This window comes from Stenotrophomonas sp. EMP41 (genome assembly GCF_047495535.1).
Taxonomy (GTDB): Bacteria; Pseudomonadota; Gammaproteobacteria; order Xanthomonadales; family Xanthomonadaceae; genus Stenotrophomonas; species Stenotrophomonas sepilia.
Genome location: NZ_CP179923.1, coordinates 358,626 through 385,588, shown reverse-complemented (window position 1 = coordinate 385,588; position 26,963 = coordinate 358,626). Strand labels below are relative to the sequence as shown.

20 protein-coding genes and 1 riboswitch are annotated in these 26,963 nt (G+C 68.1%); of the genes, 10 read left to right on the top strand and 10 right to left on the bottom strand.

All coding sequences use genetic code 11. The features are described 5' to 3' along the window. Positions 1 to 61 precede the first annotated feature (61 nt). Together ACMGRF_RS01670 and ACMGRF_RS01665 are read left to right on the top strand one after the other, a co-directional pair. Positions 62 to 709, top strand: coding sequence for an ABC transporter ATP-binding protein (locus ACMGRF_RS01670; RefSeq protein ID WP_049441344.1), 648 nt, complete (start codon positions 62 to 64; stop codon positions 707 to 709). Next, positions 706 to 3,222: an ABC transporter permease gene (locus ACMGRF_RS01665; protein ID WP_414485588.1), complete on the top strand. Its 2,517-nt coding sequence runs from the start codon at positions 706 to 708 to the stop codon at positions 3,220 to 3,222. Before ACMGRF_RS01670 ends, ACMGRF_RS01665 begins: the two co-directional genes overlap by 4 nt. Before the next feature lie 102 nt (positions 3,223 to 3,324). On the opposite strand, the gene ACMGRF_RS01660 is transcribed toward ACMGRF_RS01665, so the two are convergent. The 5 genes from ACMGRF_RS01660 to ACMGRF_RS01640 all read right to left on the bottom strand — a co-directional run bounded on the left by ACMGRF_RS01660 (position 3,325) and on the right by ACMGRF_RS01640 (position 8,716). Next, on the bottom strand, positions 3,325 to 4,260 hold the full coding sequence (locus ACMGRF_RS01660; protein ID WP_414485587.1) for a DUF6607 family protein: 936 nt from the start codon (positions 4,258 to 4,260) through the stop codon (positions 3,325 to 3,327). Positions 4,261 to 4,333: 73 nt separating this feature from the next. Then, the gene (locus ACMGRF_RS01655) at positions 4,334 to 4,933 is read right to left on the bottom strand and encodes a Hemin transport protein (protein WP_049414045.1); all 600 of its coding nucleotides are present in this window, start codon (positions 4,931 to 4,933) and stop codon (positions 4,334 to 4,336) included. Between the two features lie 4 nt (positions 4,934 to 4,937). Next, complete coding sequence (locus ACMGRF_RS01650) at positions 4,938 to 7,130, bottom strand: TonB-dependent hemoglobin/transferrin/lactoferrin family receptor (protein ID WP_349675237.1); 2,193 nt, start codon at positions 7,128 to 7,130, stop codon at positions 4,938 to 4,940. A 153-nt stretch (positions 7,131 to 7,283) separates the two neighbouring features. Further along, positions 7,284 to 7,478, bottom strand: coding sequence for a hemin uptake protein HemP (gene hemP, locus ACMGRF_RS01645; RefSeq protein ID WP_005412278.1), 195 nt, complete (start codon positions 7,476 to 7,478; stop codon positions 7,284 to 7,286). A 266-nt stretch (positions 7,479 to 7,744) separates the two neighbouring features. Continuing rightward, complete coding sequence (locus ACMGRF_RS01640) at positions 7,745 to 8,716, bottom strand: aldo/keto reductase (RefSeq protein WP_049414073.1); 972 nt, start codon at positions 8,714 to 8,716, stop codon at positions 7,745 to 7,747. Between the two features lie 193 nt (positions 8,717 to 8,909). Here ACMGRF_RS01640 and ACMGRF_RS01635 point away from each other — a divergent pair, with 193 nt between their 5' ends. From ACMGRF_RS01635 to ACMGRF_RS01615, 5 genes are all read left to right on the top strand, one after another. Next, a complete protein-coding gene (locus ACMGRF_RS01635; RefSeq protein WP_049414048.1) occupies positions 8,910 to 10,208 on the top strand; it encodes a NupC/NupG family nucleoside CNT transporter in 1,299 nt (432 codons plus the stop codon). Positions 10,209 to 10,233: 25 nt separating this feature from the next. After that, complete coding sequence (locus ACMGRF_RS01630) at positions 10,234 to 11,199, top strand: ribokinase (RefSeq protein ID WP_049414049.1); 966 nt, start codon at positions 10,234 to 10,236, stop codon at positions 11,197 to 11,199. 149 nt (positions 11,200 to 11,348) lie between these two features. Further along, positions 11,349 to 11,780 (top strand): hypothetical protein, encoded by a 432-nt coding sequence (locus ACMGRF_RS01625; RefSeq protein ID WP_049441332.1) that lies wholly within the window; start codon positions 11,349 to 11,351, stop codon positions 11,778 to 11,780. A gap of 147 nt (positions 11,781 to 11,927) precedes the next feature. Further along, positions 11,928 to 12,923: a tRNA dihydrouridine synthase DusB gene (dusB, locus tag ACMGRF_RS01620; protein WP_180880501.1), complete on the top strand. Its 996-nt coding sequence runs from the start codon at positions 11,928 to 11,930 to the stop codon at positions 12,921 to 12,923. 60 nt (positions 12,924 to 12,983) lie between these two features. Beyond that, positions 12,984 to 13,811 carry a methyltransferase domain-containing protein gene (locus ACMGRF_RS01615; protein WP_049414053.1) on the top strand — a complete coding sequence of 276 codons (828 nt, stop codon included), beginning with the start codon at positions 12,984 to 12,986 and terminating at the stop codon, positions 13,809 to 13,811. Between the two features lie 48 nt (positions 13,812 to 13,859). On the opposite strand, the gene ACMGRF_RS01610 is transcribed toward ACMGRF_RS01615, so the two are convergent. The 3 genes from ACMGRF_RS01610 to ACMGRF_RS01600 form a co-directional block, all read right to left on the bottom strand. After that, positions 13,860 to 14,918 (bottom strand): metal-dependent hydrolase, encoded by a 1,059-nt coding sequence (locus ACMGRF_RS01610; RefSeq protein WP_099488390.1) that lies wholly within the window; start codon positions 14,916 to 14,918, stop codon positions 13,860 to 13,862. 119 nt (positions 14,919 to 15,037) lie between these two features. Then, positions 15,038 to 15,838, bottom strand: a complete 801-nt coding sequence (locus ACMGRF_RS01605; RefSeq protein WP_049414057.1) for a UDP-2,3-diacylglucosamine diphosphatase — start codon at positions 15,836 to 15,838, stop codon at positions 15,038 to 15,040. After that, entirely contained in the window at positions 15,835 to 17,550 is a 1,716-nt protein-coding gene (locus tag ACMGRF_RS01600) for a lysophospholipid acyltransferase family protein (protein ID WP_099488392.1), read from the bottom strand. The genes ACMGRF_RS01605 and ACMGRF_RS01600 overlap by 4 nt, the downstream gene beginning before the upstream one ends. 319 nt (positions 17,551 to 17,869) lie before the next feature. Here ACMGRF_RS01600 and metK point away from each other — a divergent pair, with 319 nt between their 5' ends. Beyond that, positions 17,870 to 19,081, top strand: a complete 1,212-nt coding sequence (metK, locus tag ACMGRF_RS01595) for a methionine adenosyltransferase (RefSeq protein ID WP_005408103.1) — start codon at positions 17,870 to 17,872, stop codon at positions 19,079 to 19,081. 138 nt (positions 19,082 to 19,219) lie between these two features. Beyond that, positions 19,220 to 19,726 (top strand): acyl-CoA thioesterase, encoded by a 507-nt coding sequence (locus tag ACMGRF_RS01590; protein ID WP_005415314.1) that lies wholly within the window; start codon positions 19,220 to 19,222, stop codon positions 19,724 to 19,726. 116 nt (positions 19,727 to 19,842) lie between these two features. On the opposite strand, the gene ppc is transcribed toward ACMGRF_RS01590, so the two are convergent. Both ppc and ACMGRF_RS01580 read right to left on the bottom strand, forming a co-directional pair. Next, the gene (gene ppc / locus ACMGRF_RS01585; RefSeq protein ID WP_414485586.1) at positions 19,843 to 22,554 is read right to left on the bottom strand and encodes a phosphoenolpyruvate carboxylase; all 2,712 of its coding nucleotides are present in this window, start codon (positions 22,552 to 22,554) and stop codon (positions 19,843 to 19,845) included. A gap of 172 nt (positions 22,555 to 22,726) precedes the next feature. Beyond that, a complete protein-coding gene (locus ACMGRF_RS01580; RefSeq protein ID WP_049414065.1) occupies positions 22,727 to 25,243 on the bottom strand; it encodes a S9 family peptidase in 2,517 nt (838 codons plus the stop codon). Positions 25,244 to 25,363: 120 nt separating this feature from the next. Next, a riboswitch (S-adenosyl-L-homocysteine riboswitch) is annotated at positions 25,364 to 25,447 on the top strand. A 36-nt stretch (positions 25,448 to 25,483) separates the two neighbouring features. On the opposite strand from ACMGRF_RS01580, the gene ahcY reads away from it, so the two are divergent. Beyond that, positions 25,484 to 26,929 (top strand): adenosylhomocysteinase, encoded by a 1,446-nt coding sequence (gene ahcY / locus ACMGRF_RS01575; protein ID WP_049414067.1) that lies wholly within the window; start codon positions 25,484 to 25,486, stop codon positions 26,927 to 26,929. The last annotated feature ends 34 nt before the right edge of the window (positions 26,930 to 26,963 follow it).

Below are 26,963 nucleotides of genomic sequence, written 5' to 3'. Positions count from 1 at the left end.
CGACAGCCTGTCCCCCCGCAGCGCGCCCGTCGCCATCGCCGTCGACCAGGTCGGCAAATCCGTGCAGGGCCCGGAGGGTGAAGTCCACATACTGGACAACATCACCCTGACCGTCCATGAAGGCACCAGCGCGGCCATCGTCGGCGCCTCCGGTTCGGGCAAGACCACCCTGCTCGGCCTGCTGGCCGGGCTGGACCTGCCCAGCCGCGGCCGCATTGCGCTGTCGGGCCAGGACCTGGGCGACCTCGATGAAGAAGCGCGGGCCCAGCTGCGCGCGCGCGAGGTTGGCTTCGTGTTCCAGAGCTTCCACCTGCTGCCGGCGCTGACCGCCGCCGAGAACGTCGCGCTGCCACTGGAGCTGGCCGGACGCGAGGACCGCGCGCGGGTGGACGAGGTGCTGGCGCAGGTGGGCCTGGCCCATCGTGCCCGCCACTACCCGCGCCAGCTGTCCGGCGGCGAGCAGCAGCGCGTGGCACTGGCACGTGCCTTCGTCACCCGCCCGCGCATCCTGTTCGCCGACGAACCGACGGGATCGCTGGACCATGCCACCGGCCAGCACATCAGCGACCTGCTGTTCGAACTCAACGCCGGCAGCGGCACCACCCTGGTCCTGGTCACCCACGACATGCGCCTGGCGCAGCGTTGCCAGTACATCCATCGTATCGACGACGGCCGCCTGCTGCCGGTCGAGCGCGGAGCCCAGGCATGAACCTGCTGCGGCACGCGTGGCGCGCGCTGCGTCGCGAGGCCCTGGCCGGTGACCTGCTGACCGTGTTCGCCGCACTGGTGCTGGGCGTGGCGGTGATGACCGCGGTGGGCACGCTGGTGAACCGGGTCAACCTGGCACTGACCGGCAGCGCGGCGGAAATGCTCGGTGGCGATCTCGGCATCGCCGGGCGTGATGACCCGCCGCAGGCATTCGCCGACGAGGCACAACGGCGTGGACTGGCGCATACCCGCATCGCCAGCTTCGGCAGCGTGCTGTTCAACGGCGATGCCAGCCAGATGGCCAGCATCAAGGCGGTGCAGGCGGGTTATCCGCTGCGCGGCACGCTGCGGGTTCGGGCCACGCCCGGCGGGGCGCTGATCGCCGATGCCGGCATGCCGCCCAAGGGCCAGGCCTATGCCGACCCGCGCCTGCTGCAGGGGCTGGGCCTGAAGGCCGGCGATGACCTCGAATTCGGCGCCGGCACGCTGCGCATCGCCGGCATCATCGAGGCCGAGCCGGACACCGGCGGCGATCTGCTGGCGCTCTCGCCCACCCTGCTGGTCAACCGCGCCGATGTGGAAGGCACGGGACTGCTCGGCCCGGGCAGCCGCATCAATTACCGGCTGATGTTCGCTGGACCGGCCGATCAGATTGCCGCGCTGCGCCAGTGGCTGCTGCCGCAGGTCAAGGGCCTGCGCCTGCTGAGCGTGGACGACACCCAGCGCGGCGTGCGCCAGGCCTTCGATCTGGCCGGGCGCTTCCTCGGCCTGAGCGCGCTGCTGGCGGTGCTGCTGGCCGGCGTGGCCACGGCACTGGCGGCCAACCGCTTCGCCCTGCGCCGCATCGACCAGGTCGCGATCCTGCGCTGCCTGGGCGCGCGCCAGCGCGACATCCTGCTGGGCCTGGCGCTGCAGCTGCTGATGCTGGCGGTGCCGGCCTGTGCGCTCGGCATCGGCCTGGGCATGGCCGCGCAGGAAGGCCTGGTGCAGGTACTGGGCAGCCTGGTGCCGCAGCGCCTGCCGCTGCCCGAGGCGATGCCTGCGCTGACCGGCGCCGGCATCGGCCTGCTGTTGCTGTTCGGCTTCGGCCTGCCGCCACTGCTGCGCCTGCGTGGGGTGCCGCCGATGCGGGTGCTCAACCGTTCCTTCGCTGCCCTGCCGCCGGCGTCACTGCTGGCCTATGTGGCAGCGCTGGCAGCCAGCCTGCTGCTGGCCGTACAAGTCACCGGCGACCTGAAGCTGGCGCTGTGGGTGCTCGGCGGCCTGGCCGCGCTGGCACTGGCCGCCGGCGTGGTCGGCTTCGTGCTGCTGCAGCTGCTGCGCGGCCTGCAGCACCGCCTGCACGGCCACTGGCGGCTCGGCCTGGCCGCGCTGACCCGGCGCCGGATGCTGGCAGTGATGCAGCTGGTCGGGCTGTCGCTGTCGTTGTGCGCGCTGCTGTTGCTGGCGGTGACCGGCCCCGGCCTGCTGCAGCAATGGCGCGAGCGCCTGCCTGCGGATACGCCCAACTACTTCCTGATCAACATCCAGCCCGAACAGCGCGACAGCGTGCTGGCCGCGCTGCGCGGACTGGGCGCCGACGACGCCAGCATCGAACCGATGGCCACCGGACGGCTGATCGCGATCAATGGCAAGCCGCCGCTGCGCGTCGATCGTACGCCTTCGCAGGACGGGCAGCCGTCGCAAGGCGAAGGCCAGCGTGAGGATGATGATGAAAACCGGCCGTTGAACTTCAGCTGGCGCAGCACCTTCCCCCCCGCCAACACGCTGGTCAACGGCACCTTCTGGATGCCTGACAGCACTGCGGCGGAGGCGTCGGTGGAGATCGGCTGGGCCAAGCGTTACGGCGTGTACCCGGGCGATCGCATCACCATTGCAGTGGGCGAGCAGGAACGCGAGTTCACTGTCACCAGCGTACGCAAGGCGGACTGGAACACCTTCCGGCCGAACTTCTTCGTATTGCTGAACCCGAATGCAGTGGGCGACACCCCGCACAACCTGCTGTCGGCCTTCCATCTGCCGGCCGGCAAGGCGGCGGGCCTGGGCGAGCTGGTGCGCGCACAGCCCAACCTGTCGCTGCTGGACGTGGACGCGGTGATCTCGCAGGTGCGCGATGTGATGGAGCGGGTGGCACAGGCGGTGCAGCTGGTGATGGTGTTCAGCCTGCTGGCCGGCGTGCTGGTGCTGCTGGCCGCGCTGCAGGCCACCGCCGGCGAGCGCCGCTACGACAGCGCGGTGCTACGCACGCTGGGCGCGACCCGGCGCCAGTTGCGCGGCGCGGTACTGGTGGAGTTCGGCGCGCTGGGCACGCTGGCGGCGATGCTGGCGGTGGGCGCAGCGGCTGCCATCGGCGTGGCGGTCTCGCAGAAGGTGTTCGAACTGCCCTTGCTGCCGCCGTGGCCGGGGCTGCTGATCGGCGGCGTGGTCGGCATCGGCTTGAGCCTGCTGGCGGGCTGGTGGGGTACGCGGGCGATCCTGCATACGCCGCCGGCGTTGGCGCTGCGCGAAGCCTGAGGCGGTTGCGCCTCCGGATGGCGTGCCGAGCAAGCCCGGCCCCCACCGGCAGCCGGTGGATGCGGTGCCGGGTACGCCCGGCACCCATCTCCATCGCGGCGATCAGCCTTCCTTCGGCGCCTTTTCCACGTACTTGGCGAACACCTCGTCGATCTGCGCGTCCTTCACCTTCTTGCCGGACTGGATCGCTTCGGCCTGGGTGAACAGCGGAATGATCATCGCCATGCCGTCGAGCTTGGTCTTCAGGTGCACGCCCGGGGCCTGGCCGAGGAAACCGTCCCAGCGCTGGCGCACCTTGGCCCAGTAACCGGCAGTGGCCTTCCAGTAATTGCGGGCCGGGGTGAAGTTGATCTCGGTGGTTCTCACGTAATCGTTGAAGCCGAACTCGCGTGCGATCTCCACCTGGCTGCCATCGGCGTTGCGCTGCACCTTGGTGTTGAACTGCTCGTGGGTCCAGCCATTGGGCGTGAGCGTGTGGCGGTTGACCACGGCCAGCGCGTTGTAGTCGCTGCGCTTGGTGTACTCACGACGCGGCAACGGCCGCCAGCTCAGGTCGCTGGTCCAGCTCGGCACGTTGTTGGTGTACGTCCATTTACCGGTGCCACAGTAGCGCGGTGCATCGCTCACTTCATACACGCACTGGGTCCAGGCGCCCTGGTTCACCGCCGACGGAATACTGCGCACCTGCCAGGTCTGGTCGGCGCTGAACTCGAAACGGTTCGGTGCTTCGTAGACCCAGTCCTGGCGCCAGTGCTTGGTGATGTGGCCGCTCTTCTCGTCCAGCAGCAGGTGCTGCAGCACAATGCGCTGCGGGGTGTCCTCGACCACGATGACCACTTCGCTGCCGCCGCTGCGCATCGCCGGCGCACGCTCGTAGCCGGGCTTGAGCAGCACGGTCTCGTCGAACGCGAAGTCGACGGTGTACTCGCCCTGCATGGCGAGGATGCTGTCGTGGTCGCGGGCGATGTCGGAGGGCTGCGCGCTGGCCACGCCGCTGGCAGCGAGCAGCAGCATGACGCTGGCTGTCTGGAACTTCATCGGGGTCTTCCTTCGGGGTTGCAGGTTCGTTGAGAGGCCTTCCAGGGCCGTCGGGCGTTCCATCAGGAAAGGATCACAGGCGGATCAGCGGCAGGTCGCCGGGAATACGCGGTGTCGGCCGGCGCGCGGCGTCGGCGCAGCAGCAATCGTCGATCGCCAGCTCGCCTTCGGCACCCTCCAGCCGCGCGATGCGACGCGCGGTGGCTGCGCCCAGCGAGGACAACGTCGACAGGCTGGCCGCCAGCGTGCGGCCCTCGTCCGCGGCATGCAGGCGCAGCGGGCACAGGCGCCAGCGCTGGCCACCGAGGTGCCCGGCCAGGCGCCGCCAGAGGCGTTCGCCGACACTGCCATCGCTGTCGTGCTTCGGGCCCGGCGGCAGCGCCGCGACCAGCCGGTCCCAGGCCAGGAAATCGCTGTCGGGCAGCAGGTACAGGCGCCACACGCAGCGGCCGCGGGCATCAAGGAAACACAGGCTTTCGCGTATGCCCTCGCTGTCCACGCCCTGGCAGGCGTGCACGCGCACCGCCTGGCGCCAGCCACCCAACTCGTTGCCGTCGGCGTGGTACAGGCACAACACGGTGCCGAGCGTGGCCAGCTGTGCCGGGGTCGGCCAGGCCGCGCTGCCCTGCACGGCGATGGCGTCGTTCCTGCGTGCGGACAAGGCTCGGCTCATGAGGTCACCAGGAAACGGCAAGGCTGGCGGAAAGGGTGCGGCCCGGGCTGGTGTAGCGATCCAGCACGCGGCTGGTCGGCGACAGCGTCGAACCCACGTTGGACCAATCGATGTAGCGCTTGTCGCCCAGGTTGAACACGCCGACGTTGAAGGTCGCGCCCGGGGCGAAGTTCCAGTGCGCCATCAGGTCGGCCACGCCGTAGCCGGCCGGGCGGTACACCGTCGCTGCGGTGACGCGGTCCTTGCGCTTGACGAAGGTGCCGGCCAGTTCGACGCCCCAGGTGTCGGTGTCGTACATCAGGCCGACGGTGCCGTGCAGCGGGTCGACCGAATCCAGCGGCGTGTCCTCGGTCCTGTTGTCGCCGCGCGACCAGGCCACCGAGCTGCGCAGCGCCCAACCCTGCAGCGCCGGGTTGATCTGGCCGAAGTCAACGCCAGCCTTCAGTTCGGCGCCGTAGATGCGCGCATCGGCGATGTTGCGCGACTGGAACACCATCAGGCCCTGCGCGTTTGTACCGACCAGCGACTGCGACTCGATGAAGTCCTTGTACTCGTTGTAGTAGCCGCTGACGCTGACGTAGGCGGCCGGTGACAGGAAGCGCAGGCCCAGCTCCATGCCATCACTGGTTTCCGGTTTCAGGTCCGGATTGGGAATGGCGGTGTAACCGAAGGCGAAGTTGGTGAAGCCCAGGTTGACGTCGTTGTACGGCGGCGAGCGGAAGCCATGCGAATAGCCGGCAAACAGCGACCATTCGTCGCTGAAGCGATAGACCATGCCCAGCTTCGGCGAGACGCTGGTCTTGGTCAGCCTGGCCACCGCAACGCCGGGATTGTCGTCGGCGAAGATGCTGTCCACTTCCGGCTTCAGCTCGTAACGATCCACACGCACGCCCGGCACCAGCGACAGCCTGCCGTCGGCCATGCGCATTTCATCCTGCGCGTACAGGCCCAGCTCGGTGGTCTTGCTGATCGGGAAATCACGTACCGGGAAGGCATCGGGCAGGATGGTGGTGCTGGCCTGTCCATTGGCCAGGACCTGGTAGCCGTCGCGCTTCTGGCGGATCTCGGTATGCGCACCTTCGAAGCCGTAGGTGAGCGCATGTTCGACACTGCCGGTGCTGAACGCCTTGTTGAACTGTGCCTGCAGGCCGTACACGCGCTGATCGAAGTTGAACTCGCGGTGGCGGCGGCTGCGGTTGGCGCGGTCCTCGTCGGTGATCTGGGTGGTTTCGCTGTGCTGGGTATACAGCTGCCAATGCAGGCTGTCGGCGAAGCCCTTGTCCAGCGCATCCATTTCATGGGCGAACGACACGCGGGTGCGGTTCTGCGTGTCGCGCGCCTTCATGCCGGTGGTGGTGGTACGGTCGATCGAAGACAGCACGTTGGTATCGGTGTTGTCTTCGTTGCCTTCCACGGTCAGGCGGAAGCGCTGGTCCTCGCTCGGTGCATAGACCAGCTTGGCCAGGCCACTGCGACCGTCGCGGTCCTGCGGGTTGGGCGCGGTACGGGTGTTGTCGAGGCTGCGAACATCGCCCTTGTTGCCGGTTTCCTGGCCCTGGCGATGGTTGATGTTGACCATGCCGCTCCAGTGTTCGCCGCCGAACGCGCCGGTCACGCCGCCGAGCAGGCCCTTCCACTCACCGTCGTAGCCGAACTTCAGGCCGACGTAGCTGTCCTTGCCATCCTTCAGGTAATCGGCCGGATCCTTGGTGACGAAGGCCACCACACCCCCGAGCGCGTCGGAACCGTACAGCGAGCTGGCCGGGCCGCGCACGATCTCCACGCGCTTGAGCGTGTCCAGATCGGTGAAGTTGCGGTTGGCGTTGGAGAACGAGCCGATGTTGAAGCTGGTGGGCATGGCGATGCCATCGGTCTGCACGCGCACGCGGTTGCCGTCCAGGCCACGGATGCGGATGCTGCCAAGGCCGAAGCGCGCGGCGCTGCGGCTCACCGACAGGCCCGGCTCGTAGCGCAGCAGATCCTTGATGTCCTGCACCAGGTGCCGGTCCATCTGCTCGCGGTCGATGACATCGACGGTGGCCGCCACGTCACTCACTGCCCGCTCGGTGCGGGTGGCGGTGACCTGCACGCGGTCGAAGTCGCGCGCCTCGGGGGTGGCAGTGGCCGCGGCGGCAGCGTGGGCGGACAGCGGCAGGGCCATCCAGACGGCGAGGCAAAGGGCGGTAGGGCGGGTCATCGGGTTCGTTCGGTCAGGCAGGGGAACCCCCGGTTACCGGCACACCCGGGAGGTGCACGCGGTAGACCGAGGGGGAGAGAGCGGGCGCGGACGGGTCGCCCACCCTGCCGGCGCTGCCGGCAGGAGGGAGGGAGGCGGGCGACCAGGCCGCGATTACTTGGTCAGGATCAGCTTGTCGTTGCTGGTGTGCCGCAGGCGGTAGAAGCGGTCGCCGTGCTGGATCAGGATTTCACGACGGCCCTTGAGCAGGGCTTCGCTGTCGATCACCTCTTCCGGCGGAACGACGCGGACCGGTCGATCGCGGAGGGTCAGCGTTTCGGGGCGCAGCAGTACAGGTTGAGCATTCATGAGCATCTGGACTCGTGCGAGGGACGAGTTAAATGATAATGATTCTCAGTTGACAATCAACAACCATTCTCAATTTGATTGATGAGATTAATGATCGAATTCTGAAATTCGATAGATCATGTCAATCAAATGGCGACACAGCCGTGTAGAGTCGACTGTTGGTCGACTGCTGATGCTCGAAGCAGTCGACTAATCAGTCGACTCTACCGAGGCCCGAGCCCGAGCCGGCCCGACCGAGGCCCCCAAGGCCCGGTCGGCCCCGGGGTTCAGGCAAAGGCGGCTTCGACCTGCGCCCAGCCAGCCGCATCGACCTGCTCCAGCACCTCCAGCGCCTGCAGGTTCTGCAGCAGCTGGCTGACCCGGCTGGCGCCGAGGATCACGCTGGAGACGTTCGGATTGCGCAGGCACCAGGCAATCGCCAGCGTGGCCGGGGCGTGGCCCAGCTCGCGCGCTGCTTCGCTGAAGCGGCGCACCTGGGCCAGGCGGGCCTCGGCGTCGTCACCCAGCACCAGCGCCTGCAGCCATTCCATGCCTTCCCGGCCCAGCCGCGCGTCGGCCGGAATGCCCTGGTCGTACTTGCCGGTCAGCAGGCCCGAGGCCAGCGGCGAGAAGATGGTGGTGCCCAGGCCGGCACCGGCATACAGCGGCGCATACTCGACCTCGACGCGTTCGCGGTGCAGCAGGTTGTACTGCGGCTGCTCCATCGATGGGCCCTGCAGGTTGCGTGCTCCGGCGATGTCCAGCGCCTGCTGGATCTGCACCGCCGACCACTCCGAGGTGCCCCAGTAGAGGATCTTGCCCTGCCGCACCAGGGTATCCATGGCATGCACGGTCTCGGCAATCGGTGCATCCGGATCCGGGCGATGGCAGTAATAAAGGTCCAGGTAGTCCACCCGCAGGCGCTTGAGCGCGGCATGGCAGGCGTCGGTCACATGCTTGCGCGACAGGCCGCGCTGGGTCGGCCGTGGGTCCCTGGCGCTGCCGAAGAACACCTTGCTGGAGACGCAGATGCCGTCGCGCGGCAGGCGCAGGTCGGCGATCACATCGCCCATCACCTGTTCGGCGCGGCCGTTGGCATAGCCCTCGGCGTTGTCGAAGAAGTTGACGCCGTGGTCCCAGGCGGCAGCCACCAGGTTGCGGGCCTCGTCGCGCGGGATCTGGTCACCGAAGGTCACCCAGGCGCCGAAGGACAGGGCGGAAATCGGCAGGCCGGTGGAGCCCAGGCGACGGTATTGCATGCGAATCTCCTGCTGCGGGCCCGCATCCGGGCCGGGATCGAGCCCCATTCTACCTGCCGCCGCCGGCCGCAAGCCCTTGCCGTTGCTGGCCTGATCGGTACCGATGGGCGCGCGCACGCTGCTTTTTCTTGCCCCGGCCCCTGCCCTGCACTAGGCTTCCCGTTTTTCGCGACGCCCCAGGGGAGTCACTCACATGGTCGAAGGTTTGGGCAGGATCGGCTTCGGCCTGTTCGGGTTGGCGGTGCTGATCGGCATCACCTGGTTGTTTTCCAACAACAAGCGTGCGGTTGACTGGAAGCTGGTTGCCACCGGTATCGCCCTGCAGATCGCGTTCGCGGCGCTGGTGATCCTGGTGCCGGGCGGGCGCGACGTGTTCGATGCGCTGGGCAAGGGCTTCGTCAAGGTCCTGAGCTTCGTCAACGAGGGTTCGGGCTTCATCTTCGGCTCGTTGATGGACACCAAGAACTACGGCTTCATCTTCGCCTTCCAGGTGCTGCCGACCATCATCTTCTTCTCGGCGCTGATGGGGGTGATGTACCACCTCAACGTCATGCAGGCGATCGTGCGCGTGATGGCCTGGTCGATCACCAAGGTGATGCGCGTGTCCGGCGCGGAAACCACCAGCGTCTGCGCCAGCGTCTTCATCGGCCAGACCGAGGCGCCGCTGACCGTGCGCCCGTACATCGCCAGGATGACCCAGTCCGAGCTGCTGACCATGATGATCGGCGGCATGGCGCACATCGCCGGCGGCGTGCTGGCGGCCTACGTGGGCATGCTCGGCGGTGGCGACCCGGTGCAGCAGGCCTTCTATGCCAAGCACCTGCTGGCGGCGAGCATCATGGCCGCACCGGCCACCCTGGTCGTGGCCAAGCTGCTGATTCCGGAAACCGGCACCCCGCTGACCCGCGGCACGGTGAAGATGGAAGTCGAGAAGACCTCCAGCAACATCATCGACGCGGCCGCTGCCGGTGCCGGTGACGGCCTGAAGCTGGCGCTGAACATCGGCGCGATGCTGCTGGCCTTCATCGCCCTGATCGCACTGCTGAACGCCCCGCTGACCTGGATCGGCGATGTGACCGGCCTGGCCGCTGCCATCGGCAAGCCGACCAACCTGTCGACCATCTTCGGCTACGTGCTGGCCCCGATCGCCTGGGTGATCGGTACCCCGTGGGCTGATGCCACCACCGTCGGTTCGCTGATCGGCCAGAAGGTCGTGATCAACGAGTTCGTGGCCTACACCGAGCTGTCGCAGATCGTGAACGGCCAGGTGGCGGGCGTGAGCCTGTCCGACGAAGGTCGCCTGATCGCCACCTACGCGCTGTGCGGCTTTGCCAACTTCAGCTCGATCGCGATCCAGATCGGCGGCATCGGCGGCCTGGCGCCGGAACGTCGCCACGATCTGGCCAAGTTCGGCCTGCGCGCGGTGTTGGGCGGTACCATTGCCACCTTCATGACGGCGACCATCGCCGGCGTGCTGACGCACTTCAGTTGAACCCCTGGTTGAGAAAAGATTTCCTATGAGCAGCAGTGTCGTTGTCGTCGGTTCCTTCAATGTCGATCACGTGTGGCGGTGCGAGTCGCTGCCGGCACCGGGTGCGACCATTGCCGGCCGCTACAGCACCGGCCCCGGTGGCAAGGGCTTCAACCAGGCGGTCGCGGCCTGCCGCGCCGGCGCCGACACGCACTTCGTGTGCGCGCTGGGCGATGACGCTGGTGGCGCCACCGCGCGCGAGCTGGCTGCGCAGGACGGCTTCGGGCTGATCGCCGAAGCCAGCAGCGAGCCGACCGGCACTGCGGGCATCTACGTGGACGCGCGTGGCCGCAACACCATCGTGATCGGCCCGGGCGCCAACGCCGCGCTGAGCACTGATTTCCTGCAACAGCAGCAGGCCCTGCTGACCAGCGCCAAGGTGGTGCTGGTACAGCTGGAATCGCCGGTGCAGACCATCGAAGCGGCGCTGGCCACGGCCCGCGAGGCCGGTGTCACCACCGTGCTCAACACCGCACCGGCCGACGCGCCCTCGACCATTGGCCTGCTCAAGCTGGCCGATGTGATCACCCCGAACGAGACCGAGTTCGCCGCGCTGCTCGGCCGCCATGTCGGTGAGCGCGTGGATGCCAACGATGTCGCCGCACTGGATGGCGCCAGCCTGCACGCGCTGTGCCGCAAGCTGGTCGGCAACGGTACCGTGGTGGTGACCCTGGGTTCGGTGGGCGTGTTCGTGTCGCATGCCGACGAGAACCTGCGCGGCGATACCCAGCCGTACTACCGCGTGGGTGCCGAACAGGTGCAGGCGATCGACACCACCGGTGCCGGTGACGCCTTCAACGGTGCGCTGGCCGCGTCGCTGGCGCAGGTGGCCGACGCCCCGTTCGCCCGCCACGTGCGCTTCGCCAACCAGTTCGCCGGTCGTTCAACCGAGAAGGAAGGCGCTGCAGCGGCGATGCCGCGCTTCACCCCGGCCGACGCCGAAGCCAAGTAATTCCACGCCACGCGTGGATGACAAGGCCCGGGTGCACAGGCACCTGGGCCTCTCTTTTGCCCATTGCCCGGCCCCTGCGACCGCCTGTCGCATTGCCCACATCCTGCCCCTGGCCCACCATCCGCGCAGCTTCCTTGCACGGGCAGGACATGGACGGATTCCCCTGGTTGCTGTTCGCGGCCGCCGGCAGTGCCATTGCAGCCCTGCTGCATATCGGCTGCATCGCCTTCGGCGCCCCTTGGTACAGGTACTTCGGTGCTGGCCAGCGTATGGTCCGGCTGGCACAGGCCGGGCATTGGTGGCCGCCGCTGATGACCGCCGGCATCACTGCCGTGCTGGTGGCCTGGGCGCTGTACGCACTGGCCGCCGCGGGCTGGCATTCGCCGCTGCCGGCAAGCCGCCTGGTCCTGACGGGCATCGCCCTGCTGTTGCTGCTGCGCGCGGCGATGGGCTTCGGCCTGGCGCTGCTGCGACCCGGCTACAACGGCCGGCGCTTCTGGGTGGTCAGTTCGCTGGTCTGCCTGGGCCTGGGGCTGGCCTTCGCGCTGGGGACCCGGCAGGCCTGGCAGAGCCTGGGCTAGCCGCCTACCATGGCCCGCCCCTGGGGGCGACGGAAGCAACCGTCAAGCATCTGCTGATGCCGGTACGGCATGAGGTCGGTGCCGATCGGCCTGAACCGGACCGTACCCGACACGGCCGTACCGCCGCCCGCGCCCTACAATGGGCGCATGCAGATCGGCCCGTACACCATTGCCCCCAACGTCGTGCTGGCCCCCATGGCCGGCGTCACCGACAAGCCCTTCCGCCTGCTGTGCAAACGGCTGGGTGCGGGACTGGCCGCCTCGGAAATGACCATCAGCGACCCGCGCTTCTGGAACACGCGCAAGTCGATCCACCGCATGGACCATGAGGGCGAACCGGCACCGATCAGCGTACAGATCGCCGGCACCGAGCCGCAGCAGCTGGCCGAGGCCGCGCGCTACAACGTCGACCACGGCGCGCAGATCATCGACATCAACATGGGCTGCCCGGCCAAGAAGGTGTGCAACGCCTGGGCCGGCTCGGCGCTGATGCGCGACGAGCAGTTGGTGGCGCGCATCCTCGAAGCCGTGGTCAACGCGGTGGACGTGCCGGTCACGCTGAAGATCCGCACCGGTTGGGACTGTGACCACCGCAATGGGCCGGTGATCGCGCGCATCGCCGAGGACAGCGGTATCGCTGCACTGGCCGTGCACGGCCGCACCCGCGACCAGCATTACACCGGCCAGGCCGAGTACGCCACCATCGGCGAGATCAAGGCCGCACTGCGCATTCCGGTCATCGCCAACGGCGATATCGATTCGCCGCAGAAGGCCGCCTACGTGCTGCAGCAGACCGGCGTGGACGCAGTGATGATCGGCCGCTCCGCGCAGGGCCGGCCGTGGATCTTCCGCGAAGTGGCGCACTACCTGGCCACCGGCGAGGAACTGCCACCGCCATCGCTGGCGGAAGTGCGCGACATCCTGCTCGGCCACCTGCACGCGCTGCATGCCTTCTATGGTGAACCGCAGGGCGTGCGCATCGCGCGCAAGCACCTGGGCTGGTATGCCAAGGATCGTCCGGAGAACGCCGCGTTCCGCGCGGTGGTCAACCGTGCCGAAGACCCGCAGAGCCAGATCGCGCTGACCACCGAGTACTTCGACCGCCTGATCGCCGGGGAACCGGCGCTGTCTTCGGCGGCCTGAGCAGCCAGCCCCGCGTTTCCGAACAGTCGAGCCAGCTCGACGCTACAAGAGCCCGCCGTCATGACCCCGCCGATCTCCTCTCCGACCTACCTGCACGGGTTTTCCGGCACCGAACAGCAGCGCCTGATGACCCAGGCACGGCTGCTGGAATCGAGCATCTTCGGCCAGATCGACTACAGCGGCGCGCGGCGTCTGCTGGAAGTCGGCAGCGGCGTCGGTGCGCAGACCGAGATCCTGCTGCGCCGCTTCCCCGAGCTGCACGTGACCGGCGTGGACCTGAGCGAAACGCAGCTCGCCACAGCGCGCGAGAACCTGGCGCGCACGCCGTGGTGCAGCGACCGCTACACCCTGCAGCAGGCCGACGCCGGCGAGCTGCCGTTCGAGGCACGCAGCTTCGACTCGGCGTTCCTGTGCTGGGTGCTGGAACACGTGCCTTCACCAGCGCGGGTGCTGAGCGAAGTGCGCCGCGTGCTGGCACCGGGTTCGCCGGTCTACATCACCGAAGTGATGAATGCCTCGTTCCTGCTCGACCCGTACTCGCCGCACATCTGGCGCTACTGGATGGCCTTCAACGACTTCCAGTACGACCACGGCGGTGACCCGTTCGTCGGTGCAAAGCTGGGCAACCTGCTGCTGGCCGGCGGCTTCCGCGACGTGCACACCGAGATCAAGACCATCCACCTGGACAACCGCGAACCGGCGCGTCGCAAGACGATGATCGCGTTCTGGGAACAGCTGCTGCTGTCGGCCGCCGACCAGCTGCTGCAGGCCGGCTCGGTGGACGAGGACACCGTGGAAGGCATGCGCCGCGAGTTCCGCCTGGTGCAGAACGACCCGAACGCCGTGTTCTTCTACTCGTTCGTCCAGGGCCGCGCGACGGTGTATTGAGCCGACGCGGCGCTGCCGATGGTCCCGCCATCCACGCATGGCGTGGATCTACGGGTGCGCCGCACCAGTCGCGGAGGCCGCCGGCTCCTGCCAGATCCGCTGCCACATCGCCGCCAGGCGGCGACCGGCGTCGGCACGCGCGGCGGGACTGCTGTAGTCCACCCGCACCTGCTCGGGAACGATAGCCCGCCACTGCCCGTCGGCCTGCCCGGCGACGACGAAATTGAAGGTGTAGTCCGGCTCCAGCCCCATGCGCAGGTCGCTCAGCACCAGCCTTCCGTCCACGACCTGCGCACGCATGAAGCCACGGTTGAACCATTGCAGCTGCTGCACCGCCGGGATGGCCTGCGCTTCGCGCAAGGCCTGTACGTTGGACGCATGGCCTTCGAACCGCATCGGCCCGTGGTCGGCCACCAGCGAGCGGTCGCCCACCACGTAGCCGCTGGGCGTCATCGCCACCACCCGCCACAGCAGGGTGTTGAACGGCATCGGCACCGAGAAGCGCGGCGCATCGCCCAGGCCCATCGCGGCCAGGCTCTGCTGCGCGGCCCGATCGACCTGCGCCTTGGCGATCAGCCCCCAGCCCAGGTAGGCACTGCTGACCAGCAACGCCACACCCAGCACCTTGCCAGCCCAGGGGCGGGCGCGGCCAAACCAGGCCAGCACGCAACCCAGCAGCAGCCATACCGTGTAGCCAGGATCAATGATGAAGACACTGGAACCCATGGTCGGCTGTGGCCGCAGCGGCCACCACAGCTGGGTGCCGTAGACGGTGAACGCATCCAGCACGGGATGGGTGACCAGCGCCAGCTGGATCGCCCAGAACCAGCGCAGCGGTGACTGCGCGACCCGGCCGTTGCCGAAGCGCTTGAACAACCACCAGATCAGTGCAGCCACCCAGGGCAGCACCAGCAACGAATGGCTGAAGCTGCGGTGCTCGATCATGTTCGCCACCGGGTCGGCCGCAGTGAAGCCAAGCCACAGGGCGTCGAGGTCCGGCAGGGTGCCGAGCGCGGCACCGGCCAGTAGGGCCGCGCGGCGATGGCCGGGCGGAGCGATGGCAGCAGCGACGGCGCCACCGAGCACGATCTGGGTCAATGAATCCATGGGCCGATGCTAGCGGCTTGCGCGCGGTGTATGTAGAGCCGAGCCCATGCTCGGCTGCTCTTCGTTGCGCGTAACGGCAGCCGAGCGTGGACTCGGCTCTACAGCGGGACAGACGCGGGCTATGCCGCCTGCGACAACCGCGCGCCGGGCAGTTCCAGCAGGGTCTGGCCGCTGTGGTCGAGCAGGCGCAGCGCGCCATCGTGGTCTTCGGCCAGTGCGGTCAGGCTCTCCACCCAGTCGCCGTCATTGGCATAGACCAGGCCATCGCGTTCAATCAGCGCCGCGCGGTGGATATGGCCGCAGACGATGCCGTCCAGGCCACGCCGGCGCACGTCGTCCAGCCCGGCCTGCACGAAACGCTCGATGTAGCGTTCAGCGGCGCCACTGCGCTTCTTCAGGAACTCCGACAGCGACCAGTAGCGCATGCCCAGCCGCCGCCGCACTGCATTCAAGGCTTGGTTGCCGGTGAGGATGCGGTAGTACAGCCAGTCGCCGAACTTTTCCTGCAGGCCGCCGAAATGGGTCACGCCGTCATACTCGTCGCCATGCGCGACCAGCAGCCGGCGGCCATCGGCGGTCACGTGGATGGCACGGCGGCGCACCTGCATGGCCGGCAACATCAGCCCGCACACCTGGCGCAGCGAGGCATCGTGGTTGCCGGGAATGTAGATGATCTCGGTGCCGGCACGGCGCAGCGCGTGCAGCGCCTGGATGACCTCGCTGTGCGACTGCCGCCAGGTCGCACGGCGGTGCGCCATCCACCACAGGTCGATGATGTCGCCCACCAGGTACAACCGCTCGCAGCGCAGCTGCGAGAGGAATCGCGCCAGCTCGGTGGCATGGCAATGGCGCGAGCCCAGGTGCACATCGGAGACGAACACCGCGCGCCGGTTCGGCGACAGGTTCGCCAGCATGCTCATGCCGGCGTCCCCGTGCCGCGCAGGTAGCGTTTGCGCTTGTTCGGCCGGACCGCGCACAGGTCCACCTCGATCAGGCCGTCGATCGAATCGCTGAAGTCCGGGTCCACACCGAAGGCGAGGAAGCGCGCGCCGCCGGGTTCGCACAGATCGGTGTACTGGCGGTACAGCGTCGGCACGCCGGTGCCGAGTGCGGCCAGGTTGGCCTTGAGCACATCGAATGCGGCACCCGCATCCAGCTCGCCGAAACTCGGCGGCGCAGCGAAGTACTGGAAGGGGCGGTTCGATTCGGCCAGGCCCGCGCTACCGCTGTAGTAGCGCTGGTAGTACGCCACCAGCTGCTCGCGTGCGTCGCGTGGCAGGGCCGCGCTGATCGACACCGCGCCGAACAGGTAGCGGATCCCCGGCCGGCACTGCAGGTAGGCACCAATGCCCTGCCACAGGTAGTCCAGGCTGCGGCTGCCCCAGTAATCGGGCACCACGAAGCTGCGGCCCAGTTCCAGGCCCTCCGCGATGTGGGTGATGGCATCGTCGGAATAGCGGAACAGCGACGCGCTGTAGAGCCCGGACAGGCCGTGCCGGGCCAACGCGTGGGCACCACGCATGATCCGGTACGCGCCAGCGATGCGCTGCGCGGCGGCGTCCCAGATCACGATGTGCTCGTACTGCGGGTCGTAGTTGTCGAGGTCACGGCTGCGGCCGGTGCCCTCACCCACCTGGCGGAAGGTCAGTTCGCGCAGGCGGCCCAGTTCCAGCAGCAGTGGCGAATCGGCAGTGCAGGTGGCCAGCAGGATCTGCTTGCCGTCGGCGGTCTGGCCCAGCTGGGTGGCGGCAGCGATTCCAGCGGCGACCTGCGAAGGTGGCACCGGGGCGGCCAGCGGCTCAGGGCCTGCGCACGCAGCGGCATTGCCGGCCGCGCCGTTGCGGCCCAGCGCGTACAGCGCGCGGCGCACCGCCAGCAGCTGTGCGCCCGGGTCACCGCCCTTGCCCAGCTGCATCGGCTCGCCGATGCTCAGCCGCAGCGGGCGGCCACGACGGGTGAACATCTCGCGCGCCAGCAGCGCGGTACCGGCCGGCTTGAACAGGGTTGATGCGCCGTAGAACAGCGCTGAGTTGCGCGCTTCCACCCGCACCGGCAGCACCGGCGCACCGGCCGCGCGGGCAAAGCGGACGAATCCCCGCTGCCAACGGCCATCGCGGATGCCGCGCAGCGACAGGCGCGAGACCTCGCCGGCCGGGAACACGATCACGCACTGCTCGGCGGCCAATGCTTCCTCCACCGCATGCAGGCTGCCGCGCTGCGCCTTGCCACCCAGGATGCGCACCGGCAACAGCAGATCCTGCAGCGGCGCGATCGCGCCCAGCAGGTCGTTGGCCACGATCCGCACATCGCGGCGGATACGGCCGACCGCGTCCAGCAGGGCCAGTGCATCCAGCGCTCCGGAGGGGTGGTTGGCGACGATCAGCAGGCGACCGGTGGCCGGGATCTTCGCCAGCGCGGCCGGATCCACCTGGTACTGGCCGCCGATGAACTCCAGGCCGGCGGCGACGAAGCCGAATCCGCGCAATCCTGCACTGCGCTGCAGGAAGGCCTCGATCTGGTCCAGGCGCGACCAGCGGCCGACGCTGCGCAGCAGCGGCCGTGCCAGCTGGCCACGGCGGCCATGGAACCAATCGGGGAAACGTTGCTGGAGACGCTGTTCGAGTTCCTGCATGGCGGATCCACGGATGCCCGGCGGCCGGATTGGCCGACAGCCTGCGCCCGGCAGGCGGCAGCCAGATGGCGGTTTCGGGGCAGAACGATGACGGCCGGGTCGCGGCCTGCGCGGTCGGGGGTTGGCCAGCCCCCGTCTGTTGTCACGCTGGTGGAACACTGGGCCTCGAGGCTGGCCCCCAATCCCGTCATGACGGCCGCTGCCGGGCCTACGCGGGCTTAACCACCGGCAACCGGTACGGGTTCACAATGCACAGGCGGCGCACCCCGTGTATCATGCGCGCCCATCTTTCCATCCGAATCAAGGGATATTACGCCTGATGTCCAGCTATCTCTTCACCTCCGAGTCGGTCTCCGAAGGCCATCCGGACAAGGTTGCCGACCAGATCTCCGATGCGGTGCTGGACGCGATCCTGACCCAGGACCAGCGCGCCCGCGTGGCCTGCGAGACCATGGTCAAGACCGGCGTTGCCATCGTGGCCGGTGAAATCACCACCAGCGCCTGGATCGACCTGGAAGCGCTGACCCGCAAGGTCATCACGGACATCGGCTACGACAGCTCCGACGTCGGCTTCGACGGCGCCACCTGCGGCGTGCTGAACCTGATCGGCAAGCAGTCGCCGCACATCGCCCAGGGCGTGGACCGCAAGAAGCCGGAAGAAATGGGCGCTGGCGACCAGGGCCTGATGTTCGGCTATGCCACCAACGAGACCGACAGCTACATGCCGGCCGCGATCCACCTGTCGCACCGCCTGGTCGAGCAGCAGGCCAAGATCCGCAAGAAGAAGAACTCGCCGCTGTCGTGGCTGCGCCCGGACGCCAAGAGCCAGGTCACCCTGCGCTATGAAAACGGCGTGGTCTCGGCCATCGACGCCGTGGTCCTGTCGACCCAGCACGCCCCGGGCATCAAGCAGAAGGACCTCATCGAGGCCGTCCGCGAAGAGATCATCAAGCCGGTGCTGCCGGCCAAGTGGCTGCACAAGGGCACCAAGTTCCACATCAACCCGACCGGCAAGTTCGAGATCGGCGGCCCGGTGGGCGACTGCGGCCTGACCGGCCGCAAGATCATCGTCGACACCTACGGCGGCTGGGCCCGTCACGGTGGTGGCGCGTTCTCCGGCAAGGACCCGTCCAAGGTCGACCGTTCGGCCGCCTACGCCGCCCGCTACGTCGCCAAGAACGTGGTTGCCGCCGGCCTGGCCGACCGTTGCGAAGTGCAGGTCTCCTACGCCATCGGCGTGGCTGAGCCGACCTCGATCTCGGTCACCACCTTCGGCACCGGCAAGATCAGCGACGACAAGATCGAGAAGCTGATCCGCAAGCACTTCGACCTGCGCCCGTACGGCATCATCAAGATGCTGGACCTGATCCACCCGATGTACCAGCAGACCGCGGCCTATGGCCACTTCGGCCGCAAGCCGAAGGAGTTCAGCTACCTCAACGGCGAAGGCGAGACCGTCAACGCCACGGCCTTCTCCTGGGAGAAGACCGACCGCGCCGCCGCCCTGCGCGCCGATGCGAAGCTGAAGTAAGCAACACGAAGGGCCGCTCACGCGGCCCTTCTGCTTCTGGTAGAGCCGGCCGCTGGCCGGCTTTTTCATGGCCTCCGGAAACAACCGCGTGGTTGCCGGCCAGCGGCCGGCACTACCGGTTGCCGATACAATCGCCGCATGTCGACCGAACTGAAAACCCACCAGCTGTCCATGACCGTGCTGATGTCGCCGGAGATGGCCAATTTCTCCGGCAAGGTCCATGGCGGCGCCATCCTGCGCCTGCTTGACCAGGTGGCCTACGCCTGCGCCAGCCGCTATGCCGGCAGCTACGTGGTCACCCTGTCGGTGGACCAGGTGATGTTCCGCCAGCCCATCGCGGTGGGCGAGCTGGTCACCTTCCTGGCCTCGGTGAACTACACCGGCACCTCATCGATGGAGATCGGTATCAAGGTGGTGGCCGAGGACATCCTCAAGCGCAGCGTGCGTCACGCCAACAGCTGCTTCTTCACGATGGTCGCAGTGGATGAAGAAGGCCGACCGACGCCTGTCCCGCCCTTGCAGCCCGCAACGTCCGACGAAAAGCGCCGCCAGGCCGCAGCACAGATCCGCCGCCAGCTGCGCCAGGAAATGGAACAGCGCCACCTGGAACTGCTGGCATCGAACCCGCCGTCGCCGGAGGAATGAGGTAGTGCCGGCCGCTGGCCGGCAACCTCGCGCGTGCTGCCGGAGATCATGAGGTTGCCGGCCAGCGGCCGGCACTACCCTTTCGAATTCGCCGGGCCATGCCCGGCGGATGCGGATCAACCGGTGTTCTGCACACCCTGCGAAACGCCGTTCACGCACGCCACCAGTGCGCGCAGCAGATCGTCATCCTCGCGCCCGCTGGCCCGCCAGCGCTGCAGCAGATCCACCTGCAGCACGCTGATCGGATCGACGTAGGGATTGCGCAGGCGGATCGACAGCGCCAGCCGTGCGTCGTGGTCCAGCAGCGTCTTCTGGTCCATCAACGCCAGCAGCCAGCGCCGGGTGAGCTCCAGTTCGCGCTGCACCTGCGGGAAGAACCGGCCGTGCAGGTCGCCCGACAACCGCGAGAACTGCTCGGCGATGGTGATATCGCCCTTGGACAGCACCATCGCGATGTCGTCCAGGAAGGTGCGGAAAAACGGCCAGTCTCGCGCCATGTCGCGCAGGGTCTGTTCGTGGCCGGCATCGACCGCGGCCTGCAGGCCGCTGCCCACGCCGTACCAGCCGGGAATGACGGCACGCGCCTGGCTCCAGGCGAACACCCACGGAATCGCACGCAGGTTGCCCAGTGCGGCGTCCTGGCCGAGACGACGCGACGGCCGTGAGCCCAGCGTCATCCGCTCGATCACGTCGATCGGCGTAGCGGTGCGGAAGTAGTCCATGAAACCGGGCTGGCCGACGAACGCGCGATACACCTCGCTGCTGGCCGCAGCCACCGCATCCATCACCGGCCGCCAGCCGTCCTCGCGCGGCTCGGCGGCGCGCGGGCGCAGGCTGGCGCGCAGCACCGCGCCGGTGGCCTGCTCCAGTGAACGCAGTGCCAGCGCCCGGATGCCGTACTTTCGATGGATCACCTCGCCCTGCTCGGTCACCCGCAGGCGGCCATCGATGCTGCCGCGCGGCGACGCATCGACCGCATGCGTGGTCTTGCCGCCACCGCGGCTGATCGAACCGCCCCGGCCATGGAAGAAGGTCAATCGGATGCCCGCCTCTGCCGCCACCTCCAGCAGTTCCACCTGTGCACGCTGCAGGCCCCAGCGCGAAGCGGCGATGCCGCCGTCCTTGCTGCTGTCCGAATAACCCAGCATCACCATCTGCACGTCATCGCGCGCGCGCAGGTGAGCGCGGTACACCGGGTCGGCCAGCAGGTCTTGCAGGGTCGCCGTACCGCGCTTGAGGTCATCCACCGTCTCGAACAGCGGCGCGATATCCAGCGGCACTGATCCGTTCTCTTCCACCAGGCCACCACGACGCGCCAGCGCCAGCACCGCCAGCACGTCGCTGCGGTCGTGTGCCATCGAGATGATGTAGCTGCCCAGCGCGTCGCCGCCGTGGCGCGCGCGGGCATCGGCCAGTGCAGCGAACACGGCGTCCAGCCGCCGGTTGCCTTCGTCGTCGCCCTTCGGCAACGGCACCTCACCACTGGCATGCGGTGCCAGCAGGCGCGCGCGGCCCAAGGCATCCAGACCGTCCCAGGCCGCGTCGCCGCCCAGCACCGTGGCCAGCGCGCGTGCATGCACGCTCGACTCCTGGCGTACGTCCAACCGTGCCAGGTGGAAGCCAAACGTCTTCACCCGCCACAGCAGGCGTTGCACCGCAAAGCCACCGGCATGTTCGCCGCGGTTCGCGCGCAGGCTGTCGAGGATCAGCTGCAGGTCGTCGATCAGTTCGTCCGGACCGGCGTAGGCGCCTTCGCCGTCATCCAGCGTGGCCTGCAGGCGCGCGCGCATGCGGTCGTTGAGCAGGCGGTAGGGCATGTCGGCATGGCGCGGGCGCGACTGCACCTGCGGCAGCAGCAGCTGGTAGTGCGCCACCCGCGCCTGCAGCGCCTCGCTCACGCCCACCCGCTCGGTGGACTGGCTGAGCAGGCTGGCCAGCTGCAGCAGTTCCTTCTGGTAGCGACCCAGCACGGCCTGCCGCTGCGCGTCCAGCGTCGTGCGGATGGTGTGGGCATCCACGTTCGGGTTGCCGTCCATGTCCCCGCCCACCCACGTGCCGAAGCGCAGCAGGCGCGGCAGCGGCAGTTCTTCGCCATAGGTGTCGCGCAGCGCCTGCTGCAGCGACTCGTACAGCACCGGAATCACCCGGTACAGCACCTGCACCAGATAGAAGCCGACGTGCTCGCGCTCGTCATCGACGGTGGGCCGCACCGGCGAGGAATCAGTGGTCTGCCACGACGCGGTCAGCGCCATGCGGAAGCGCGCAGCATCGGCGGCCGCTTCCCCCGGCGTGCGCTGGCCGTCGAGGTTGTCGACCAGGCTGGCCACCATCAGCTGCTCCTTCTCCAGCAGCGCACGGCGCACGGCTTCGGTGGGATGCGCGGTGAACACCGGCTCGATGTCGATGCGCGGCAGCCACTGCGCCAGTTCGTCCAGCGTCACGCCCTGCGCCTTCAGGTGCTGCAGCGCATCCTGCAGGCCATCGGGCTGCGCGCCTGCGGTACCGGCACGCTGGTAGTTACGGCGGCGGCGGATGCGATGCACGCGCTCGGCAATGTTGACCACCTGGAAGTAGGTGCTGAAGGCCCGCACCATGGTCTCGGCCTGCTGCGGCGTGCGCCCGGCCAGCCCTTCGGCCAGCTCCGACAGCGGCGCCTGGTTCTCGCGACGGGCGATGGCGCGGGTGCGCACGTCTTCGACATCGTCGAGGAAGGCCGCCGATACCTGCTCGACCAACAGGTCACCGACCAGTGCGCCGAGCCGGCGCACGTCATCGCGAAGCGGAAGATCGGGGGAAGCGAACTCGATGCTGCTGCGGTACTCGTTCATCGGCGACGCACAGGCCTCGGTCAACGGATCCAGACCCCAAGCCTAAACCAGAACGGGCAGCGTGCTGCGATGCAAAAATGGTTTCATCTGGTAGTGCCGGCCACTGGCCGGCAACCTCAGGCTGCGTGGGTCCATGAGGTTGCCGGCCAGCGGCCGGCACTACCCGGTCCGGTCAGCGCTTCTTCTTCGCGGTGCCCTGCCCGGCCGGGCCAATGGTCTGCTCCAGCCAGCGCTCGCTCTCGGCCAGCATGGTCATGATCGATTCGCGTGCGCGGTAGGCATGCGATTCGTTCGGCAGCATCACCAGCCGTGCGGTGCCACCCAAGCCCTTCACCGCGGCGAACATGCGCTCGCTCTGGATCGGGAACGTACCGGAGTTGTTGTCGTCCACGCCGTGGATGAACAGGATCGGATCCTTGATCCTGTCGGCGTAGTTGAACGGCGCCATCTTCTGGTAGACGTCCTGCGCCTGCCAGTAGTTGCGCTCCTCGGCCTGGAAGCCGAACGGGGTCAGCGTGCGGTTGTAGGCGCCGCTGCGCGCGATGCCGGCCTTGAACAGGCGCGTATGCGCCAGCAGGTTGGCGGTCATGAACGCACCGTAGGAATGGCCACCGATGGCGATGTGGTCGCGATCGGTCACGCCACGCCGCACCACTTCATCCACGGCTGCCTGCGCGTTGGCCACCAGCTGTTCGATGTAGGTGTCGTTGGGCTCCTTGTCACCCTCGCCGATGATCGGCATCGACGGGCTGGCCAGCACTACGTATCCTTTGGCCAGGAACGCCTGCGGGCCCCAGTAGCTGACCGCGTTGAAGCGGTACGGCGAATCGGTCACCTGGCTGGCCGCGGCCGCGCTCTTGAACTCGCCCGGGTAGGCCCACATCAGCAGCGGGCGCGGGCCGTCGCGCTTGGGGTCGTAGCCCGGCGGCAGCAGCAGGGTCGCGGTCAGGTCGACGCCATCCTTGCGCTTGTAGCGGATCTGCTCCTTCTGCACGCCCTTCAGCTGCGGCAGCGGATGAGCGAAGTGGGTCAGCGCGCGCGGTGCGGCGCTGGCATCGGCCAGCGACTGCACGTAGAAGTTGGCCGGCTCATCCGGGCTCTCACGGCTCAGCAGCAGCGAGCTGCCCTGGTTGTCCAGCAATGCCACCGGCAGCGAATAGCTCGGCGCCTGCGAATGGAACAGGCGCGTCGCCTTGCCCGTGGCGATGTCGAAACGGTCCACGAACGGACGGTCACCTTCCGGCGAAGCACCGGCACCGGCCAGGTACAGGCTGCCACCATCGGGGCTGGTCTGCAGCAGCGAGCGACCACGTTCATCGCTGGCCAGCAGCGGCCGCCCCGGATCGGCATAACGGTCCTGCGCGTCACGATCCCACAGCAGGCGCGGCTCGGCACCGGCATCATCCGGGGCGATCAGCCAGGTCCTGGTCTTGCGTGTCTTCCACCACGACTCGGTCAGCAGGGCCAGGTCGCCACGGCCCCAGTTGATGCCGCTCAGGCGGCTGCCAAGCTGGGCCAGGGTCACCGGCGGCTTGTCGAACGGCGCGGCCTGCATCAGCACCGCATCGCGCACCCTGGCTTCCCGGTTCGGGTCGCCGCCGTCCTGCGCTTCGGCCCAGACCAGGGTGGCGTCGGCATCACCGCGCCAGCTGATGTCGCGCACGCCGGTCACTTCGGCATCGTTGCCGGTCGGCAGGCCTTCCACCAGCGGGCGCACCGCCACGGTATGCACCAGCTTGCCGCTGGCACGGTCGATCACTTCGATGCGGCGCGGGAAACTACTCACCGGCACCACGTAGGAGTACGGGCGCTGCACCGGCTGGCGCAGCACGAAGCGGCCGTCGGGCGACACCGAGAAGCCCATGAAGATGCCGGCTGCACCGATCGCGCGGGTACTGCCATCCAGGCCGACTTCCATCGGCTGGGTAGTAGCGTAGTAATCGAACTGGCGGGCGTCGGCCTCGTTCTTCAGCAGGTCCTGGTAGGTGCGGATCGACACCACGCCGCCGCCCTGGCTGGTCTGCTGCACGGCCGGGCCGGTCGGAACGCCGTCGGCGGCCGGGGCTGGCCCCGGGTTGGCCGGGCGGGTGAACACCACCAGCCCGCGGCTGTCCGGCAGCCACTGGTAGCCGCTGCCGATCACCGTGTTCAGGCCGGCAACCAGGCGACGGGCACTGCCACCGGCCACATCCACCAGCCACAGTTCATTGGCGCCACTGGCAGCGTCGACCTGGTTGAAGGCCAGCCACTTCTGGTCCGGCGACCACATCACGCTGGCGATCGACAGCGTGGCCGGCAGGCCGGTGATCGGCCGCTCCTTGCCGTCGGCCACGTTCATCAGCCACAGCTTCTCGCCGAAGCTGAAGCGGCTGTCGGAGAACGTGCGCGGGTTGATGCGCAGGCCGGCCAGCTTCAGTTCCGGCTGCGCCACCACCTGGATCGACGGCAGCGACGGCATCTGCATCATCGCGGCCACGTCGCGGCGCGGCGACAAAAACAGCGACGGCGCGCGCGGGGCATCGACCACTGCCTGCAGCGCGGCCGACGGCAGTTCGTAGCCGTTGACGCCCTGCGCCTGCGCGGCAACGGGCTGCGGCGCTGCCGCCCAGGCCAGCGGGGCCACCGCCAGCAGTCCCATCGACAGGACCAGGCCGGTCCACCGCCGCGTACGGCGCGCGTGCATGCTCATCGTTCCACCTGTTTGATGCGTGAAAACACCGACCTTAACAGGCCATGCACGCGGCCCCACCTGCCGATGGTTGGGTCATGCCGATGTCACGCTGGGGCCGCGATATAATGGGGGTTCTCCCCTGCCGAGGGGCGCTGCGACCGGATCCGACGAGGCCCGGCCAGGCTCGGTAAGGTGGCTTTGTAACAACGGCGCCCGGCTAGATGCGAGCACCCGCTCGCCCACAACCGGAGCACACGAATGAACGCTGTTGCCAAGACCTTCTCCACCGAAGGTGATTACAAGATCCGCGATATCACGCTGGCCGACTGGGGCCGCAAGGAACTGGACATCGCCGAGCACGAAATGCCGGGCCTGATGTCGATCCGCCGCAAGTACCAAGCCGAGCTGCCGCTGAAGGGCGTGCGCGTGACCGGCTCGCTGCACATGACCATCCAGACCGCGGTGCTGATCGAGACCCTGAAGGACATCGGCGCCGATGTGCGCTGGGCCTCGTGCAACATCTTCTCGACCCAGGACCACGCGGCCGCCGCCATCGCCGCCACCGGCACCCCGGTGTTCGCCTGGAAGGGCGAGACCCTGGAAGAGTACTGGGACTGCACCCTGGACGCGCTGACCTTCACCCTGGCCGACGGCACCCTGACCGGCCCGGAACTGGTGGTCGACGACGGCGGTGACGTGACCCTGCTGATCCACAAGGGCTACGAACTGGAAAACGGCAGCGACTGGGTCAACACCCCCTCTGCCTCGCACGAAGAACAGGTCATCAAGAACCTGCTCAAGCGCGTGGCCAAGGAGCGCCCGGGTTACTGGGGCCGCGTGGTGAAGGACTGGAAGGGCGTCTCCGAAGAGACCACCACCGGCGTGCACCGCCTGTACCAGCTGGCCCAGGCCGGCACCCTGCTGATCCCGGCGATCAACGTCAACGACTCGGTCACCAAGAGCAAGTTCGACAACCTGTACGGCTGCCGCGAGTCGCTGGCCGACGGCCTGAAGCGCGCGATGGACGTGATGCTGGCCGGCAAGGTGGCCGTGGTCTGCGGCTACGGCGACGTCGGCAAGGGCTGCGCGGCCTCGCTGCGTGCCTACGGCGCGCGCGTGATCGTCACCGAGATCGACCCGATCTGCGCGCTGCAGGCGGCGATGGAAGGCTATGAAGTCAACACCATCGAGTCGACCCTGGGCCGTGCCGACCTGTATGTCACCACCACCGGCAACCGCGACATCATCCGCATCGAGCACCTGAGCGCGATGAAGGACCAGGCCATCGTCTGCAACATCGGCCACTTCGACAACGAGATCCAGGTCGACGCACTGGTGTCGTACCCGGGCATCAAGCACGTCAACATCAAGCCGCAGGTGGACAAGTACATCTTCCCGAACGGCAACGCGATCTTCCTGCTGGCCGAAGGCCGCCTGGTGAACCTGGGCTGCGCCACCGGCCACCCGAGCTTCGTGATGTCCAACAGCTTCGCCAACCAGACTTTGGCCCAGATCGACCTGTGGGCGAACAAGGACAGCTACGAGAAGAAGGTCTACCTGCTGCCGAAGAAGCTGGACGAAGAAGTGGCCCGCCTGCACCTGGAAAAGATCGGCGTGAAGCTGACCACCCTGACCCAGGACCAGGCCGACTACATCGGCGTGCCGGTGGAAGGCCCGTTCAAGCCGGACCACTACCGCTACTGATGCCGTGCGCGGTGCCGGCCAGCGGCCGGCACTA

Excerpts from the sequence above, each read along its gene's own strand:
- ACMGRF_RS01655 (WP_049414045.1), bottom strand. The coding sequence starts at position 4,933 with ATGAGCCGAGCCTTGTCCGCACGCAGGAACGACGCCATCGCCGTGCAG.
- ahcY (WP_049414067.1), top strand. The coding sequence starts at position 25,484 with ATGAACGCTGTTGCCAAGACCTTCTCCACCGAAGGTGATTACAAGATC.
- ACMGRF_RS01580 (WP_049414065.1), bottom strand. The coding sequence starts at position 25,243 with ATGAGCATGCACGCGCGCCGTACGCGGCGGTGGACCGGCCTGGTCCTG.
- dusB (WP_180880501.1), top strand. The coding sequence starts at position 11,928 with ATGCAGATCGGCCCGTACACCATTGCCCCCAACGTCGTGCTGGCCCCC.
- ACMGRF_RS01625 (WP_049441332.1), top strand. The coding sequence starts at position 11,349 with ATGGACGGATTCCCCTGGTTGCTGTTCGCGGCCGCCGGCAGTGCCATT.
- ACMGRF_RS01590 (WP_005415314.1), top strand. The coding sequence starts at position 19,220 with ATGTCGACCGAACTGAAAACCCACCAGCTGTCCATGACCGTGCTGATG.
- ACMGRF_RS01660 (WP_414485587.1), bottom strand. The coding sequence starts at position 4,260 with ATGAAGTTCCAGACAGCCAGCGTCATGCTGCTGCTCGCTGCCAGCGGC.
- ppc (WP_414485586.1), bottom strand. The coding sequence starts at position 22,554 with ATGAACGAGTACCGCAGCAGCATCGAGTTCGCTTCCCCCGATCTTCCG.
- ACMGRF_RS01600 (WP_099488392.1), bottom strand. The coding sequence starts at position 17,550 with ATGCAGGAACTCGAACAGCGTCTCCAGCAACGTTTCCCCGATTGGTTC.
- ACMGRF_RS01665 (WP_414485588.1), top strand. The coding sequence starts at position 706 with ATGAACCTGCTGCGGCACGCGTGGCGCGCGCTGCGTCGCGAGGCCCTG.
- metK (WP_005408103.1), top strand. The coding sequence starts at position 17,870 with ATGTCCAGCTATCTCTTCACCTCCGAGTCGGTCTCCGAAGGCCATCCG.
- ACMGRF_RS01615 (WP_049414053.1), top strand. The coding sequence starts at position 12,984 with ATGACCCCGCCGATCTCCTCTCCGACCTACCTGCACGGGTTTTCCGGC.
- ACMGRF_RS01605 (WP_049414057.1), bottom strand. The coding sequence starts at position 15,838 with ATGAGCATGCTGGCGAACCTGTCGCCGAACCGGCGCGCGGTGTTCGTC.
- ACMGRF_RS01610 (WP_099488390.1), bottom strand. The coding sequence starts at position 14,918 with ATGGATTCATTGACCCAGATCGTGCTCGGTGGCGCCGTCGCTGCTGCC.
- ACMGRF_RS01640 (WP_049414073.1), bottom strand. The coding sequence starts at position 8,716 with ATGCAATACCGTCGCCTGGGCTCCACCGGCCTGCCGATTTCCGCCCTG.
- ACMGRF_RS01635 (WP_049414048.1), top strand. The coding sequence starts at position 8,910 with ATGGTCGAAGGTTTGGGCAGGATCGGCTTCGGCCTGTTCGGGTTGGCG.
- ACMGRF_RS01630 (WP_049414049.1), top strand. The coding sequence starts at position 10,234 with ATGAGCAGCAGTGTCGTTGTCGTCGGTTCCTTCAATGTCGATCACGTG.
- ACMGRF_RS01650 (WP_349675237.1), bottom strand. The coding sequence starts at position 7,130 with ATGACCCGCCCTACCGCCCTTTGCCTCGCCGTCTGGATGGCCCTGCCG.
- hemP (WP_005412278.1), bottom strand. The coding sequence starts at position 7,478 with ATGAATGCTCAACCTGTACTGCTGCGCCCCGAAACGCTGACCCTCCGC.